We start from the raw sequence: 14,774 nt of genomic DNA, 5'->3' as shown, positions 1-14,774 counted from the left end.
TCACTGTTGACAAAAGTCAAATAGAGCTTTGAAAGAAGCTATTTGGCATGGACCGTATCCGCCCGAGGCATCCATGCGCAGTGAAGCGAGGCGCTGTGAGTACGCAGTCAGCGAGCTGCGATAGATTGAAATCCTTTTGGAAGCAGCAGCGTCAGCAGATTAGCCCTGCTGTCTTGCAGTATCGCACGCCGGCTTCGGCATCGCGATTTTGAGATGTGCCGGGTAAACAGTCTGGGAGAGGATTTCAGGCCATAGCGGCGCTATTGGCAATATTTGCGCGGTAGCCGCCAAGGATGATGGGGCACTGGGGCGCATGCGTTCCTGCCGCAACAATGGCGGCGCGCGGATGACTGGCGGGCACTACTGCGCCGGCGTCAAACGTCATGCCGGAATTAGCTTCCGGCATGACGGATCGTATCATTTATGCCGCGAGATACTTCTTCAGGAAGGCCTTGGTACGGTCCTGTACCGGTGCGCGGAAAATCTCACTCGGCGGCCCTTCTTCGACGACGACGCCGCCATCCATGAACAGGACGCGATCAGCGACCTCGCCGGCAAAGCGCATTTCGTGGGTGACGATCAGCATGGTCATATGCTCGGCAGCGAGCTGCTTCATCACCGCATTGACCTCATCGACCAGTTCGGGGTCGAGCGCCGATGTCGCTTCGTCAAACAGCATCACCTTCGGCTGCATGGCGAGTGCCCGGGCGATCGCGACACGCTGCTTCTGTCCGCCGGACAGCCGTGACGGATAGGCATCGACCTTCTCCGCAAGCCCGACCTTCGACAACAGCTCCACAGCAAGCTCGCGGGCCGCATTCTTGGCCATGCCCTTGAGAATGACCGGCCCCATGGTGATGTTCTCCAGCACCGTCAGATGCGGAAACAGATTGAAGTGCTGGAACACCATGCCCATCTGCTGGCGCACCGCATTGATGTGCCGCTCGAACGCCGCTCCGCGCAGGGGTTGATTGACCTGCACACCATCAAGCCAGATCTCGCCGCCATTCAGCGTTTCGAGATGGTTGATGGAGCGCAGGAGCGTGCTTTTGCCGGAACCGCTCGGGCCGATAATGGCAACGATCTGGCCGCGTGTGACGGATAGATCGATCCCCTTGAGGACTTCCAGGGCGCCATAGGCCTTGCGGGCGCCCTTTACCTCGACCATGGGCCGCTGGACGGTCATCGGGATACCTCCACTTGTTTTTCGACCTGCCGCAAACCGGTTTCAAGGACGAGATTGAGTATGTAATAGAGTGCTGCCACCGTGATGTAGAACTCGAATGGCCGGAACGTTTCGCTGATGGCCAGCTGGGCCGAATGCACAAGTTCGGCAATGCCGATGATCGAAACCAGCGACGATTCCTTCAACAGCACGATCAGATTGTTACCGATCGAGGGCAGGGTGTTGCGCACCGCCTGCGGGATGACGACATAACGCAGCGTCTGGAACCGGCCAAAACCGATACTGCGCGCACCTTCCGTCTGCCCGGTATCAACCGCGACGATACCGGCGCGCATGACATCGGCATTGTAGACGGCAAAGTGAAGTCCAAGGCCAATGATGCCGGCAGCAAGCGCCGGCACGTTAAGGCCGATCTGCGCAAGGCCGAAATAGATCAGGAAGAGCTGCAAAAGCAGCGGCGTCCCCATGAACAGCCACATGAAGAAGCGGATCGGATAGGCAATCACCTTCGGTGCATAGAGCACAGCGACGGCGAAGAAGATGCCGAAGAAGAAGCTGATGATGGCTCCGCTGATGGTCAGTACCACCGTCCACCACACTCCCATGAGCAGGAGGTCGGTATAGGGCGTAACGACGCTGAAATCGAGACCTTGCATGTTGCCCTCTCCCTCAGTTGATGGCGTAGCGCCGGTCGAGGACATCGACCGCCCGCGCCACAACGTAGACGATGATCATGTAGAGCAGGGCGGCAATGCCGAAGATCTCGAACGGCTTGTAGGTGGAACCGATGAAACGCTGCGCCGTATAGGTGAGTTCGACGACCGAGATCGTCGAAACCAGCGCCGATCCCTTGATCAGGCCGACGGCGTTGACGCCAAGCGGCCGGATCATCAGGCGTGCCGCCTGTGGCAGGACAACAAGGCGCAGCGTCTGCAACCGGCTGAAGCCGATGGTGCGCGAGGCCTCCACCTGGCCCCGATCGACGCCGATAATGCCGCCGCGAATGGATTCGGCCATGTAGGCGCCGATGTTCAACCCCAGTCCGATGACACCGGCGGCAAAAGGATCGAGATTGATGCCGATCTGTGGACCGCCGAAATAAAGAACGAACAGCTGGATCAGGCAGGGTGTGCCGCGAAACACGCTGACATAGAGACTGCCGATTGCCCGCAGCACAAACGAACCCGACATCTTCGCCGAAGCGATAATGGCTGCGACCACAAGGCCAAGCAGCAACGACAGCACCGATATCTGCACGGTGACCCAAGCGGCTTCCACGAAAAACGGGAAGACGCGCAGCATCAGCGGGAAATCCATGGGAAAAACTCCGGAAAAGGCCTGCGAACGGCATTTGGCCGGCTTATTTCAGCCGGCCAAATGGTCTTGGCTATCGATCGATCAGCGGATGTCGCTGCCAACCCATTCCATGGCGATCTTCTCGTAGGATCCATCCGCCATCATCTCGTCCAATGCCTTCTGCATCGCAGCCTTCAGCTCCGGATTGTTCTTGCGGATGGCAATGCCGATGGCGACGCTGCCACCTTCAATATCAGGCGTTTCCAGGCGGCGGACTTTTTCGCCGGTTTCCTTGACGGCAACCATCACCGGGATGTTATCGACGACGATGGCATCGACGCGGCCAGCCTTCAGTTCGAGCAGCAGTTCCGGCAGGCCCTTGTAGGTGCGCACGTCCCAGCCGCCCTGTTCGCGAGCCCATTTCTCATGTGTTTCGCCGAGCGTGACGCCGAGTGTCTTGCCCTTCAGTTCGTCCAGCTTCTGCACGGTCGATGCTTCGCTGACGAAGACCGCCCGGCCGGCGTGGTAGTAGGGACCGACGAAATCGACGACCTTTTCGCGTTCCGGCGTGATGGTCATCGAGCCGACGACGGTGTCGAACTTGTTGGCAAGCAGGCCGGCGATGATCCCGTCCCAGGCGGTCGTCACGAGCGTGCCCTTGACGCCGACGCGTTCGGCGATCGCCGTTCCGATCGAGGCATCAAAGCCGACGACTTCGTTCTTCTCGTTGACAAAATTGAACGGAGGATACTGGCCGGACATGGCGATGCGGATCTCACCGGAGGACTTGATCGCCTCCAGATCGTCGGCGCTGGCCGTAAAAGCGGTAAAGCTGGCAGCAAGGGCCAGGGTGGCGGCCACGAGGCCTGAAATGAGTGTCTTCATGTTACTGTTTTCCTCTGGATGAAAGCGCATTCTCTGTCGCTTGGGTACGCGTGGACGCGCCTTCCGGATTTGATGATTGCTTTAGTTCTATTATTGCGCAAATAGATAATGGAAATAGAAGGCATAGATTTCAGGAATGATACCATCGCGATCTGAACGGCTGGTCTGGGAACTGGACTGGAACCTGCTACGGACCTTCGTGGTGATTGCAGAAGTGAAGAGCATTACCCGTGCCGCCGAGCAGCTCAACCTCAAGCAACCGAGTGTCAGCAATGCGCTGCGCCGCCTGGAAGACCGGGTCGGCCGCCGGCTGGTCGAGCGCGACGCCACCCGCTTCGAACTGACGGATGTCGGCCAACTGCTCTATGAGCAGAGCATCGAGGTCTTCGGTACGATTTCACAGTTGCCTCAACTGGTGCGCGGCGTCGGCGATGACGTGACCGGCCATGTCACGATCGCCGTCGCCAGCCATGTCATTTCGCCGATCTTCGACAAGGCGCTGACGGCATTTCATCGCAGTCACCCACGTGCCACGCTGACCATCTCGGTCGCGACCAGCGGCGAGGTAACGCGGCAGGTCCGTGAAAAGCGAGCGTCCCTTGGGCTATGCCTTGTCAGCAACCGCGATGCCGCCCTCGATTACACGATGGTCTACCGGGAATTCTTCGGCTTTTTCTGCGGGCCGGATCATCGCTTCTTCGGCCAGGGGGACTTGACGCTCGCAGACCTGAAAGGCGAACCGTCCGTCTCGTTCCACACCGACAATATCGCTGATGTGCTGAGGCCCGTGGCACTTCTGCGCAGCGAGGCGAAGCTCGCCACCAATGTTGTTGGCGTGTCGTCAAGCCTCGAGGAGGTGCGCCGCATGATCATCGCGGGGCTCGGGATCGGGCCGTTGCCGCTTCATGTCGCCCGACGCGATGTCGCGGACGGCGTGCTGTGGCGGCTGCCACCCTACGAGACACCACCGGCAATCGATGTCTTTCTGCTGGTGAACCCGGAAAAGATCATCAACCGCGCCGAAAAGGCGCTGATCACCGGCATCCAGACCGCAATCGCCGAAACACCTCTCGATCAACGGATTTATGGCGCTTAGCCCGCGCTATTTTCGTTGGCTGCGGCGTCCGTCTGAAGCGCCTCTGCACGTGCCCGCATCTCCGCGTCGAGCCCAACGGCAACCCGCGCGGTAAGGTCAAACCGGACGCTGACCGTTCTATTGATCGCGTGGACGACGCCATCCAGCGAACCGGACATGACCTGCTCGAACGTCACCGAACTGCGGCCGGTCTTGATCACACGCGAGCGGATCGTCAGCAGGGCGCCGGCCTTGGTCTCGTGCTTGTATTCCACCTCGGACCGGACATCGGCCCAGCCGCGGCTGGCATCGGCAAGACTGTCAGCGCCAGTAATATGACCGAGGAGCTGGAAACTGGCATCATCGAACATCGCCGCATAATGGCGAACGTTCATATGCCCCATGATGTCGCACATCCACGGATGCGCCACGCCGACATAGGTAACAAGCGATTGACCGGACATGATTTCCCCCGACAGGCACCGAAACGGAGCCGCTTGTGCTGCCCGCAGGCCAGAGATTTAGCGGAACGGGGGAACGCGCGCAACGCGGCTAATCCGACCCAAAAATGTCTCAAAGGAATTTGCACGGAATCAGATCACGCTCTCGCCGGTGGCAAGCCACTACCTTTCGCCCTCGAGCCCTCACAGCAGGCAGGCGACAAAGCTGCGCATCTATGTAATGGAAGCAACGAAACGAGGCGCGCCCGGTATCCGGACGCGCCTTGGACTTAAAGTCCCAATCTCGTCAGAAGCTACCGCTGTTAGCGGGTTGGCTTCTTCTTCGGTGCCGGCAGCAGGCCTTCGCGCTGAAGCTGCTTGCGCGCATTCTTGCGCTGGCGGCTGATGGCTTCAGCCTTCTGGCGCGCCTTTTTGACGGACGGCTTTTCGTATGCTTCCCGCATACGCATTTCACGGAATACGCCTTCGCGCTGAAGCTTCTTCTTCAACACTCGGAGAGCCTGATCGACGTTGTTGTCGCGAACCAATACTTGCATGTGAATCTTTCAAAGTCTGATGTTCACTAGAGATGGCAGGGGCAGTAGAGCAATTTACGAACCAAATCCAGAGCGTAAGGCAAAATTTCTCACATTATCTGCCTAGTCTTTTGTTCAGACCCTCAAATTTTAGCAGGAACCCCTTCATCAATCTGGCGGTTTTCCGCCAAGAACGCTGAAAACCAAGCTGCAACAGCCCGCGACCAAAGCCGCGATTCATCCGTCTTCGGCGTCCATCTTCATTTTCGCTGCAGCCATCATTGGCCATAGGTAATGGTAATCGCCCGTCCAATTGTCGCTAGCCACACAACAAGAGCAAAGATTGCGATACTGCGTTCCGGGTGACCGGCGGGATTGAAAAGGTTCATTGGACGCTCCAACACAGATGATGAAGTCTGATTATGCTCAACCTGCCGGATCCGGCAGTTACCGCAGGAACATCGCATTGCCACCACCCAGGCCGGGAGTATTCCGGCAGCGCTCCAGACACGGCAAATCCGACACGCGAGAAGAACCAGCCGGTTCACCCGGCGATAGCGACACTTGACACTGAATATGTTATTAAATAACATTACTGCCGCAACAAGGCTATTGGAAGATCGGTATCCGGCGTTGCCTGGCTGGTGGAATCGTGCGAGATGTCGAGCTGATGGTGCTGCTTCCAGGTGACCTTGGAGCGGCTGAAAAGGGAACACGGTGAGGACGACCCATCAGGGGCCAAAACCGTGGCTGCCCCCGCAACTGTAAGCGGAGAGTGCATTCACAACATCCCACTGGCCAAGCGCCGGGAAGGGGTGGATGCGCATCGACCCGCGAGCCAGGAGACCTGCCATCATCGATGATCAACTGCAACGGACGGGGTGTTCCGATGGAAAAAATCTGGCTTGAGAGCAACGTTTCAGCGCGTTTGCGATTTTTTGCCATGTGGACTCCGGATGTCGCCACCGGGGAAAAGACATGGCGCATCATCCACAGCACATCATAACCGTCTGCACCGATTGCCGGATCACCGGCGCCGCGTGCCGCCCGGGACTGGAACTGCTTGCCCGCCTCAATGACAGCCTGTCGCGCATGGGTGTTGCCAGCGGCTCCGATTTTTCCATCGAGGGCACCGTTTGCATGGCCGGTTGCCGGCGTCCCTGCACGATCGCGTTCCAGGCGAGCGGCAAGGCGACCTATCTGTTTGGCGACATCGCGCCGGACACCGATATCGCAGCACTGGTGGATTTCGCCGTAATCTATGCCGGACGGCCGGATGGCGTGACACGCGAGGCCGAACGTCCCCGCGGCCTTGGCGGCAAGACCATTGCCCGAATCCCGGCGGCCTTGCTCGTCTCGGAACATCCCGGAGAGCGCATTCAATGAAACCGTGGTTCCGGGGGGCAATCCATGAGCTGTGACGGCAGGGGCGCAAGCCTCAACGTTTTGGGCCTCAGCTGGGGTCCAAATACGAATCTGATGCTTGTTCGCGATGTCAGTTTTTCACTGGAAGCTGGCGACCGACTTGCCATCGTCGGGCCGAATGGTGCGGGCAAGACGTCGCTGTTGCGCTGCCTCTATCGCGGCGTGGCGCCACTGGAAGGCCGGACCGAAATCGATGGCGAGGACATTCGCACGCTTTCAGCCCGGGCAGTCGCCCGCCGCGTTGCCGTCGTGCTTCAGGAAATGCCGGCGGATTTCCCTTTCACCGTGTTCGATGTGGTGATGATGGGCCGTATTCCGCGGCGCCAAGGGCTGACAGGCTGGCGAGACGAGGATCGTGCACAGGTCGTGCACTGCCTAGAGCATCTCGAGCTCGCCATTATGGCCAAGCGCCAGTTCTCGACGCTATCGGGCGGCGAGAAGCAGCGGGTGCTGGTGGCCAGGGCGCTGGCGCAGGAGCCGGATATCATCATCCTTGATGAGCCAACCAACCATCTCGATATCCGCCACCAGCTGGAAATTCTTCATCTGCTGGCCGGGCTGAAACTGACCATCGTCACCACGCTGCACGATATCAATCTGGCCAGCACGTTCGCTACCCATGTGGCGCTGATGCGCGACGGCCGGATGGTCGGCTTCGGCCGGCCGGACGAGGTACTGACGCCACACGCGATTTCGGACACCTTCGGCGTCACTGCCCTTGCTCATCCCGTAGAGGGCAACATCGCAGCGCGTTTTTCATTTTCCCTCAAGACCGCCTGAACCGAAAGGACCAACCATGCCCTCTTTCCGCCTGCTCGCCTCCGCTGCGGGTTTTCTCGCCACGACACTCATCGCCATGCCGGCATTTGCCTATCCGGTCACCGTCAAGAGCTGCAACCGCGAGATCACCTTCGATGCCGCGCCGAAGCGGGCAATTTCCCACGACGTCAATCTCACCGAGATGATGCTGGCTCTGCAACTGCAAGACCATATGGTTGGCTATACCGGGATATCCGGCTGGAAAACGCTGGACGAGAAGCTGCGCGAAGGCGTCAAAGCGCTCCCCGAGCTGGCGGAAAAATATCCAACCAAGGAAGTCCTGCTCAATGCCGACGCCGATTTCTTTTTCGCCGGCTGGAACTACGGCATGAAAGCCGGTGGCGAGGTGACGCCCGAAACACTCGATCCGTTCAAGATCAAGGTCTATGAACTGACGGAATCCTGCATTCACATCATGGCGAAGGCCAAGCCGACGATGAACGACATGTTTGTCGATATTCTCAATCTCGGCGCAATCTTCGGCGTCGACGACAGGGCGAAAGCCCTCGTCGCAAGCTACGAAAAAGGGCTTGCCGACATCAAGAACCGGATTGGCGAGGTCAAGCAACCCGTGCGCGTCTTTGTCTATGATTCCGGCACCGGAAAACCGTTTACATCCGGACGTTTCGGTATTCCAACCGCGATGATCGAGGCGGCCGGGGGCATCAATATCATGGAAGACGTGGAGAAAAGCTGGACCGAAGTGTCCTGGGAACCGGTAATCGAGCGCAATCCGCAAGCGATCGTCATCGTCAATTACGGCGACGTGAGCGCCGAGCAGAAGATCGCCTTCATGAAGGAAAATCCCGCCTTCAAAAGCCTTGATGCCGTCAAGAATGACCGTTTCGTCGTGCTCGACTATGTCGAAGCCACACCCGGCCCGCGCAACATCGATGCGATCGGCCGCCTCGCTGACGCATTTCATCCCCGCAACATGTAGCCTCCGCGGCCCCTAAACACCCGGCCGGGTGGGCTGATCTGCCCGGCCTTTGCTTTCTGCGGACAAGATGGACCTGACATGACCAGTGGCCGACTTCTTCTGATTGTGACCGTACCGGCAATACTGATCGGCCTTTGTATCACGGCAGGTGTCTCTCTGGGCGCTGCTCCCATTTCGTTCGTCACCGTCTGGTCCATCGTTGTCAACAAGCTGGCCCCGGGCCTGATCGAGGTCACATGGTCGGCAGGCCGCGATAGTATCGTGTGGGATGTCCGCTTTCCGCGCGTCATTCTGGCTGCATTGGTGGGTGCGGGTCTTGCCGTCGTCGGCGCCGTGTTGCAGGCTGTCACACGCAATCCGCTCGCCGACCCGCATCTGCTCGGGGTTTCCTCCGGCGGCGCGCTCGGCGCGATCCTGGCGCTGCTTCACACCGGCCTCATCTTCGGTCTCGTCACCGTGCCACTGTTTGCATTCATCGGTTCGCTTCTCGCCACTATCGCCGTCGTCGCGGTCACCCGCTTTACCGGCCAAGCGGCGGACCGGCTGGTGTTGTCAGGCATTGCCGTCGCCTTCGTTGCAACAGCTCTTGCCAATCTCCTGATCTTTCTTGGTGATCCTCGTGCCGCTCATACGGTTGTATTCTGGTTGCTGGGCGGCCTGGGGCTGGCGCAATGGCCACACCTTGTCTATCCCGCCGTTGCTCTCGGCGGCTGCCTCGTCTGGCTCATCTTGCGCGCACGGGAAATCAATGCGCTGGCCATGGGCGACGAGACTGCCGCAACGCTCGGCATCCCGGTCGTCCGCTTTCGGGCACAGTTGTTCGTGATCACCGCTCTAGTAACTGGGGTGATGGTGGCCTTTTCGGGCGCCATCGGGTTTGTCGGGCTGATGGTGCCACACTTCGTCCGGCTTGCCGCCGGTAGCGACAACGTCCGTGTTATCCCGCTGTCGGCGCTCACCGGCGCCGTGGTGCTGATCCTTGCCGATATCGCCTCCCGTGTCGTCATGGCGCCGGAGGACATACCGATCGGCGTGATAACCGGTCTGGTCGGCGGCCTTGCCTTCATTGCAATCCTGCGGCGTTAAACGGGGCCCTTGAACGGACCATTGCCGCCGCCGGATCACCAATGTGATCGTAGCTGCTGTGGAGCCTCAACAGGTTGTCCCGACGGAGACCGGGATGACCGATGGCAATGTTCCTTATCATGACAGGTCGCACGGCATGAGAACGCCACTATAGTCTCAAACGTGACTTGCACAACCGGCGCGTGCTCCGCAACAAAGGCGCGACGGTTTCCCGCAAGGGAATCAAAAGGGAACGCGGTGCGGATGTCATGCATCCAATGCCGCGACTGCCCCCGCAACTGTAAGCGGCTAGCTTCCTGTCAACACGCCACTGGGCTCCGCCTGGGAAGGCGATAGGGAGCAGCGAACCGCGAGTCAGGAGACCTGCCGTCAGCCGTTGTCATACGTGAACACGCTGGGCGGGGTGTCCTGGTGAAAGCCGAATCTTCGCCGCAAAACAATGCGGCGAAGGCGGCTTTGGTCGCGGTGACGTGCAACGTACCGCTGGAGCATTCCACCTTGTTTTCCAAACCTCACGCCATAGGCGCCTCAAAAAATGCCGCCCTCCGCCTCGATCCCAAGTATCGTCCAATTCGTGCTACATTACTGTCTGGCAGCGCACTCGCCGCCGTCCTCTTGACGGCGGCGAGTGGTGAAGCGCAGGAGGTCGTGCGAGGTAAAAAGCCACTCACAGACCAGGTCACCGAGCTGGAAACCATCAGGGTCTCCGGCAAGGGTGATCGAGTAGGGCCGGGTCCAAATCTCAAGGCCCGGTCGAACGCGGGTAGTCGCCTCGATCTCACGCCGTTCGAAACGCCTGCCAGTGTCGAGATCGTTGACGGAGACACCATCCGCAAGCGCGGTCAGACCGACGTCAACCAGGCCATCGCACGTAACGGCACAGGCATCACCTTTCTGGGCTCGCCGGGCAATGGGGGTACCTCCCTCGGCATGCGCGGCTTCACCGGCAATGGAGCCGTAGCGCGCCTTTACGATGGTACGCGCTTCTATCCCGCAGCCGGCACCATCAGCTTTCCCTTCGATACGTACACGGTCGATCGCATCGAGATCCTGCATGGGCCGGCCTCCGTTCTTTACGGCGAGGGTGCGATTGGCGGTGCTATCAACATCATTCCGAAGAGGCCGCTTACCGATAGCCGCCGCAATGAGATCGTGACGACGATCGGCACCGACGGCAAGAAGGGGCTGGCCTTCGGCAGCGCCGGGCCGATCAACGACAGCCTGGCCTATAGTCTTGATGTCAGTGCGAGGGATACGCGAGGCTGGATCGAACGTGGCGATGCGTCGAATCTCGCCATATCCGGGAGCGTCCTCTGGCAGGCCACCGATGATCTGAAACTCACTTTTTCCCATGACTACGGCGACACCGAGCCCACCGCATATTTCGGTACCCCGCTTGTCGATGGGAAACTGGACAAACGCCTGCGCAAGCAAAACTACAACGTCGCCGACGCACTCAACCGCTACCAGGACAACTTCACTCAGATCAAGGCCGAGTGGCAGGCTGCGGAAAATCTCACTCTCAACAGCACCAGCTACCGCATCTCGAGCGACCGCCAATGGCGAAACGTCGAGAGCTACCTCTACCAGCCAGCGACCAAAACGGTGTTGCGAAGCGACTACATTGCCGTCCACCATGATTATGAGCAGTACGGCAACCGCACGGATTTGGTGCTCGACAGCACAGTTGCCGGTATGGACAACAACACCGTCATCGGTTTCGACATAAACCGCATTCGCTTTGCGAACACCAACAACTCACCCTATCCGGGCGCCTCAACTGTCCCTGCCATCGATTTCGATCCAGGTAAATTCATCGGGCCAGACAACCTCCTCACGAACAACCGCAGCACGGTCTGGCAATATTCACTGTTCGCCGACAACAGGCTGGCGCTGACGGATCAGTTCTCGATCGTTGGTGGTCTGCGTTACGACAGCCCCACCGTGAACCGCTCCAACCCACAGACCGGCGTCGCTTTCGAGCGGACTTACGATTCGCTGAGCTGGCGGGTGGGTATGGTTTACAATCCACACCCCGACGTGGCGCTCTACGCACAGTACTCCGCGGCATCCGAACCGATCGGCAACCTTTTGTCGCTGTCGGATGCGCAGAAGGATTACGCACTCCCCGAGGGAGAACAGTATGAAGTTGGGGTCAAATACAGTTTCCTGGACGACCGAGCCGAAGCGACATTTTCGGCTTATCGTATCGTCAAGACGAACGTATTGGCCCGAGACCCCAACAACCACACCATCATCCGCCAGATCGGGCAGCAGTCGTCCCAGGGCATACAGGCGGCAATCGGACTGGAGCTTAATGGAGGATGGCGCATCGATGCCAACGGCACCATTCTAAAGGCTGAATTCGACAACTATATTCAGGCGAGTGGCGATTTTTCCGGAAAAACGCCACCCAACGTCCCCCGCTTTGCCGCTAATTTCTATGCCTCCTGGGACTTCGCTGAAAACTGGATGGCGCAGGCCGGGGTCCACTATGCCGGCGAGGCGTACACCAACAATGCCAACACGGCGACACGGCCGGCATATGCTGTCGTGAATGCCGGCCTGCAGTGGAGGCCGACCGAGACGGCTTCACTCGACCTCTTTGTCGAGAACCTGTTCGACGAGGTTTATGCTACCTCGGGCAGTTCGACACAATGGATGTTGGGCGCGCCCCGGTCGGCCACGCTTTCTTTGAGGGTCGCTTTTTGACGACCCTGCCGCCATCACTGTCCAAGGCAGCCGCCTTGGATAGTGACCTTGTTGCCGGCCCTAACTAGCGGGGCCGGCAGATTCAATCGACCGCGCAGCCGCCACCGGCCGCTCGCGAGCAGTGTCTTGCTGGGCCGCAAAGATACCTGAACCCTGATGGTGCACGCCGCTGCCAGTCCCCGGAAAGAGCGGCATGCGTTGAGACAAGAGGTCATCCGGAATCTCGGCGCTTTGACCGCAAATGTCATCGGCACTGCACCAAAAGTTGACGTCACTGACGCGAGGTTGAGCCAGAAACCTGACGGCCATCGATACTGCGACACGGTTGCATCGTGCGCCGGGAGGGGAGGGTTGGCAAAAGGCGGTGCGCCTGGCTGGTCGGCTTCCTGCGTAGTCTTTCCAAATTTTTCGGCGGCAGCACCGAGTGACCAGTCATCCGCATCGGGTGCACTGCCTCTCGAGCAGGCACAATTTAAACGGATAAAGTGTGCCGACTTTTCATCATGTCACACTGATATCGCCACCAGATGGCCCGGCGAAACTTCGTGATACTGGATCGGCACGGCCTTGTAATCCGCCGGACGCATCGGGCTTCTGATCTCGTCATTGCTGATCTTGTTCTTTTCCCGGCGCCGATCCGGATTGGGGATCGGCACGGCCGAGATCAGCTTTTTCGTATAGGCATGCTGCGGATTGCCGAAGACAGCAGCACGCGGACCGATCTCGACGATTTCGCCGAGATACATTACCGCCACGCGATGACTGACGCGCTCGACGACGGCCATGTCGTGGGAGATGAACAGGAAGGCGAGGTTGAGGCTTTGCTGCAGGTCGAGCAGCAGATTGATTACCTGCGCCTTGATCGAGACATCAAGCGCCGAGACGCTTTCATCGGCGACGATCACCTTCGGATCGAGCGCCAGTGCGCGGGCGATGCAGATGCGCTGGCGCTGGCCACCGGAAAATTCGTGCGGATAGCGCGACGCCATGTCGGCGGACAGGCCGACCTTGACCAGCAAATCCGCCACCAGATCGCGCGCCTGCTTTTCTGTTCCCATCCTGTGTTCGAGATAGGGTTCGGCGATCGCCGCGCCGATGCGCATGCGCGGGTTGAGGCTGGCGAAGGGATCCTGGAAGATCATCTGGACGCTCTTGCGCATCTCGCGCATGCCGTCCTTGTCGAGCGTCAGGACCTCGGTGCCCTCGACCATGACGGAGCCAGCCTGCGGCTCGATCAGACGCATGATGGCGCGGCCGGTGGTGGACTTGCCGCAGCCGGATTCGCCGACCAGCGACAGGGTTTCGCCGGCATGCAGATCAAACGAGACGTTTTCGACGGCATGAACACGGCTGGTCAGACGGCCAAACAGGCCCGAATGGATGTCGAAACGCTTGGTGAGGTTGCGCACTTCCAGAACCGGGCGCTTGCCCGAGGCGACCGTGTCGATCGTTTCGGCGGGGGTGTCGGGCAGTCCGGTTGCCGGATCGACAATCGGAAAGCGCATCGGCCGGTCCTTGCCGTTCATCGACCCCAGCACGGGCACGGCCGACAGAAGCGCGCGGGTGTAGGGATGCTTGGCGCGGAAGAAGATATCGCTGGTCGGGCCGGTCTCCACCTGTTCGCCACGATACATCACCACTGTGCGGTCGGCGATTTCAGCGACGACGCCCATGTCATGCGTGATAAACAGAACAGAGGTGCCTTCCTCTTCCTGAAGGGTCTTGATGAGTTCCAGGATCTGCCCCTGGATGGTGACGTCGAGCGCCGTCGTCGGCTCGTCAGCGATCAACAGCTTCGGCCGCGAGGCAAGCGCCATGGCAATCATCACGCGCTGACGCATGCCGCCGGAAAACCGGTGCGGATATTCGTCGAAACGGGAAGCGGCCGCAGGAATGCGCACCTTTTCCAGAAGCCGGATGGTTTCGGCCCGGGCATCGCGTTTGCTCATCGCCGAATGACAGAGAAGCGCTTCGGAGATCTGGTCGCCGATCGTGAAGAGCGGATTGAGGCTCGTCATCGGTTCCTGGAAGATCATCGCCACATCGTTGCCGCGCACCTTGCGCATTGCGCTTTCCGGCAATTTGAGGATATCGCGCCCGTCAAGCAGCACACTGCCTTCGATGCGGCTGGTATCAGTCTGCAAAAGCCGCATGATCGACAGTGAGGTGACGCTCTTGCCGGAACCGGATTCACCGACGATCGCCACCGTTTCACCGGGGGCGACCGCGAACGAGACGTTGCGCACGACCGGTTTCCACTCCCCGTCGACCATAAAGGATGTCGTCAGGTTCTCCACCGACAGGACGGGCTGCGCGGGGTCGATCTTGTGGGCGAGGGAACTGGCCATGGCGGAATCCTTTGTTGGGTTTCAGA

At 59.5% G+C, this 14,774-nt stretch carries 13 protein-coding genes and 2 riboswitches; of the genes, 6 read left to right on the top strand and 7 right to left on the bottom strand.

Annotated elements, in window-relative coordinates; genetic code table 11:
- Positions 1 to 421: 421 nt before the first annotated feature.
- The 4 genes from ACSQ3J_RS28130 to ACSQ3J_RS28115 form a co-directional block, all read right to left on the bottom strand.
- Entirely contained in the window at positions 422 to 1,186 is a 765-nt protein-coding gene (locus tag ACSQ3J_RS28130) for an amino acid ABC transporter ATP-binding protein (RefSeq protein WP_060503442.1), read from the bottom strand.
- Positions 1,183 to 1,842: an amino acid ABC transporter permease gene (locus ACSQ3J_RS28125; protein ID WP_060503443.1), complete on the bottom strand. Its 660-nt coding sequence runs from the start codon at positions 1,840 to 1,842 to the stop codon at positions 1,183 to 1,185. Before ACSQ3J_RS28125 ends, ACSQ3J_RS28130 begins: the two co-directional genes overlap by 4 nt.
- A gap of 13 nt (positions 1,843 to 1,855) precedes the next feature.
- On the bottom strand, positions 1,856 to 2,503 hold the full coding sequence (locus tag ACSQ3J_RS28120) for an amino acid ABC transporter permease (protein ID WP_060503444.1): 648 nt from the start codon (positions 2,501 to 2,503) through the stop codon (positions 1,856 to 1,858).
- 81 nt (positions 2,504 to 2,584) lie between these two features.
- Positions 2,585 to 3,367 (bottom strand): ABC transporter substrate-binding protein, encoded by a 783-nt coding sequence (locus ACSQ3J_RS28115; protein ID WP_060503445.1) that lies wholly within the window; start codon positions 3,365 to 3,367, stop codon positions 2,585 to 2,587.
- Positions 3,368 to 3,503: 136 nt separating this feature from the next.
- Here ACSQ3J_RS28115 and ACSQ3J_RS28110 point away from each other — a divergent pair, with 136 nt between their 5' ends.
- Positions 3,504 to 4,463: a LysR family transcriptional regulator gene (locus tag ACSQ3J_RS28110; protein ID WP_060503446.1), complete on the top strand. Its 960-nt coding sequence runs from the start codon at positions 3,504 to 3,506 to the stop codon at positions 4,461 to 4,463.
- Here the strand turns inward: ACSQ3J_RS28110 and ACSQ3J_RS28105 are convergent.
- Complete coding sequence (locus ACSQ3J_RS28105; protein ID WP_060503447.1) at positions 4,460 to 4,906, bottom strand: acyl-CoA thioesterase; 447 nt, start codon at positions 4,904 to 4,906, stop codon at positions 4,460 to 4,462. The genes ACSQ3J_RS28110 and ACSQ3J_RS28105 overlap by 4 nt on opposite strands.
- Positions 4,907 to 5,205: 299 nt before the next feature.
- The gene (gene rpsU / locus ACSQ3J_RS28100) at positions 5,206 to 5,439 is read right to left on the bottom strand and encodes a 30S ribosomal protein S21 (protein WP_037110421.1); all 234 of its coding nucleotides are present in this window, start codon (positions 5,437 to 5,439) and stop codon (positions 5,206 to 5,208) included.
- 633 nt (positions 5,440 to 6,072) lie between these two features.
- Positions 6,073 to 6,287, top strand: a riboswitch (cobalamin riboswitch).
- Between the two features lie 109 nt (positions 6,288 to 6,396).
- On the opposite strand from rpsU, the gene ACSQ3J_RS28095 reads away from it, so the two are divergent.
- The 5 genes from ACSQ3J_RS28095 (at position 6,397) to ACSQ3J_RS28075 (ending at position 12,400) form a co-directional block, all read left to right on the top strand.
- Positions 6,397 to 6,804, top strand: coding sequence for a DUF1636 family protein (locus ACSQ3J_RS28095; protein WP_060503448.1), 408 nt, complete (start codon positions 6,397 to 6,399; stop codon positions 6,802 to 6,804).
- Positions 6,805 to 6,897: 93 nt separating this feature from the next.
- A complete protein-coding gene (locus ACSQ3J_RS28090; protein WP_244482026.1) occupies positions 6,898 to 7,623 on the top strand; it encodes an ABC transporter ATP-binding protein in 726 nt (241 codons plus the stop codon).
- A gap of 16 nt (positions 7,624 to 7,639) precedes the next feature.
- On the top strand, positions 7,640 to 8,602 hold the full coding sequence (locus ACSQ3J_RS28085; RefSeq protein WP_060503450.1) for an ABC transporter substrate-binding protein: 963 nt from the start codon (positions 7,640 to 7,642) through the stop codon (positions 8,600 to 8,602).
- 78 nt (positions 8,603 to 8,680) lie between these two features.
- A complete protein-coding gene (locus tag ACSQ3J_RS28080) occupies positions 8,681 to 9,688 on the top strand; it encodes a FecCD family ABC transporter permease (RefSeq protein WP_436040792.1) in 1,008 nt (335 codons plus the stop codon).
- Between the two features lie 187 nt (positions 9,689 to 9,875).
- Positions 9,876 to 10,073: riboswitch (cobalamin riboswitch) on the top strand.
- 26 nt (positions 10,074 to 10,099) lie between these two features.
- On the top strand, positions 10,100 to 12,400 hold the full coding sequence (locus ACSQ3J_RS28075) for a TonB-dependent receptor (RefSeq protein ID WP_436040790.1): 2,301 nt from the start codon (positions 10,100 to 10,102) through the stop codon (positions 12,398 to 12,400).
- Between the two features lie 506 nt (positions 12,401 to 12,906).
- Here the strand turns inward: ACSQ3J_RS28075 and ACSQ3J_RS28070 are convergent.
- The gene (locus ACSQ3J_RS28070; RefSeq protein WP_436040789.1) at positions 12,907 to 14,748 is read right to left on the bottom strand and encodes an ABC transporter ATP-binding protein; all 1,842 of its coding nucleotides are present in this window, start codon (positions 14,746 to 14,748) and stop codon (positions 12,907 to 12,909) included.
- Positions 14,749 to 14,774: the final 26 nt, after the last annotated feature.

This window comes from Rhizobium sp. LjRoot98, from assembly GCF_964252935.1.
In the GTDB taxonomy this organism is placed as follows: domain Bacteria; phylum Pseudomonadota; class Alphaproteobacteria; order Rhizobiales; family Rhizobiaceae; genus Pararhizobium.
This window is presented reverse-complemented; position numbering and strand designations above follow the sequence as displayed.

Excerpts from the sequence above, each read along its gene's own strand:
- ACSQ3J_RS28125 (WP_060503443.1), bottom strand. The coding sequence starts at position 1,842 with ATGCAAGGTCTCGATTTCAGCGTCGTTACGCCCTATACCGACCTCCTG.
- ACSQ3J_RS28080 (WP_436040792.1), top strand. The coding sequence starts at position 8,681 with ATGACCAGTGGCCGACTTCTTCTGATTGTGACCGTACCGGCAATACTG.
- ACSQ3J_RS28115 (WP_060503445.1), bottom strand. The coding sequence starts at position 3,367 with ATGAAGACACTCATTTCAGGCCTCGTGGCCGCCACCCTGGCCCTTGCT.
- ACSQ3J_RS28105 (WP_060503447.1), bottom strand. The coding sequence starts at position 4,906 with ATGTCCGGTCAATCGCTTGTTACCTATGTCGGCGTGGCGCATCCGTGG.
- ACSQ3J_RS28120 (WP_060503444.1), bottom strand. The coding sequence starts at position 2,503 with ATGGATTTCCCGCTGATGCTGCGCGTCTTCCCGTTTTTCGTGGAAGCC.
- ACSQ3J_RS28130 (WP_060503442.1), bottom strand. The coding sequence starts at position 1,186 with ATGACCGTCCAGCGGCCCATGGTCGAGGTAAAGGGCGCCCGCAAGGCC.
- rpsU (WP_037110421.1), bottom strand. The coding sequence starts at position 5,439 with ATGCAAGTATTGGTTCGCGACAACAACGTCGATCAGGCTCTCCGAGTG.
- ACSQ3J_RS28090 (WP_244482026.1), top strand. The coding sequence starts at position 6,898 with ATGCTTGTTCGCGATGTCAGTTTTTCACTGGAAGCTGGCGACCGACTT.
- ACSQ3J_RS28085 (WP_060503450.1), top strand. The coding sequence starts at position 7,640 with ATGCCCTCTTTCCGCCTGCTCGCCTCCGCTGCGGGTTTTCTCGCCACG.
- ACSQ3J_RS28070 (WP_436040789.1), bottom strand. The coding sequence starts at position 14,748 with ATGGCCAGTTCCCTCGCCCACAAGATCGACCCCGCGCAGCCCGTCCTG.
- ACSQ3J_RS28095 (WP_060503448.1), top strand. The coding sequence starts at position 6,397 with ATGGCGCATCATCCACAGCACATCATAACCGTCTGCACCGATTGCCGG.
- ACSQ3J_RS28110 (WP_060503446.1), top strand. The coding sequence starts at position 3,504 with ATGATACCATCGCGATCTGAACGGCTGGTCTGGGAACTGGACTGGAAC.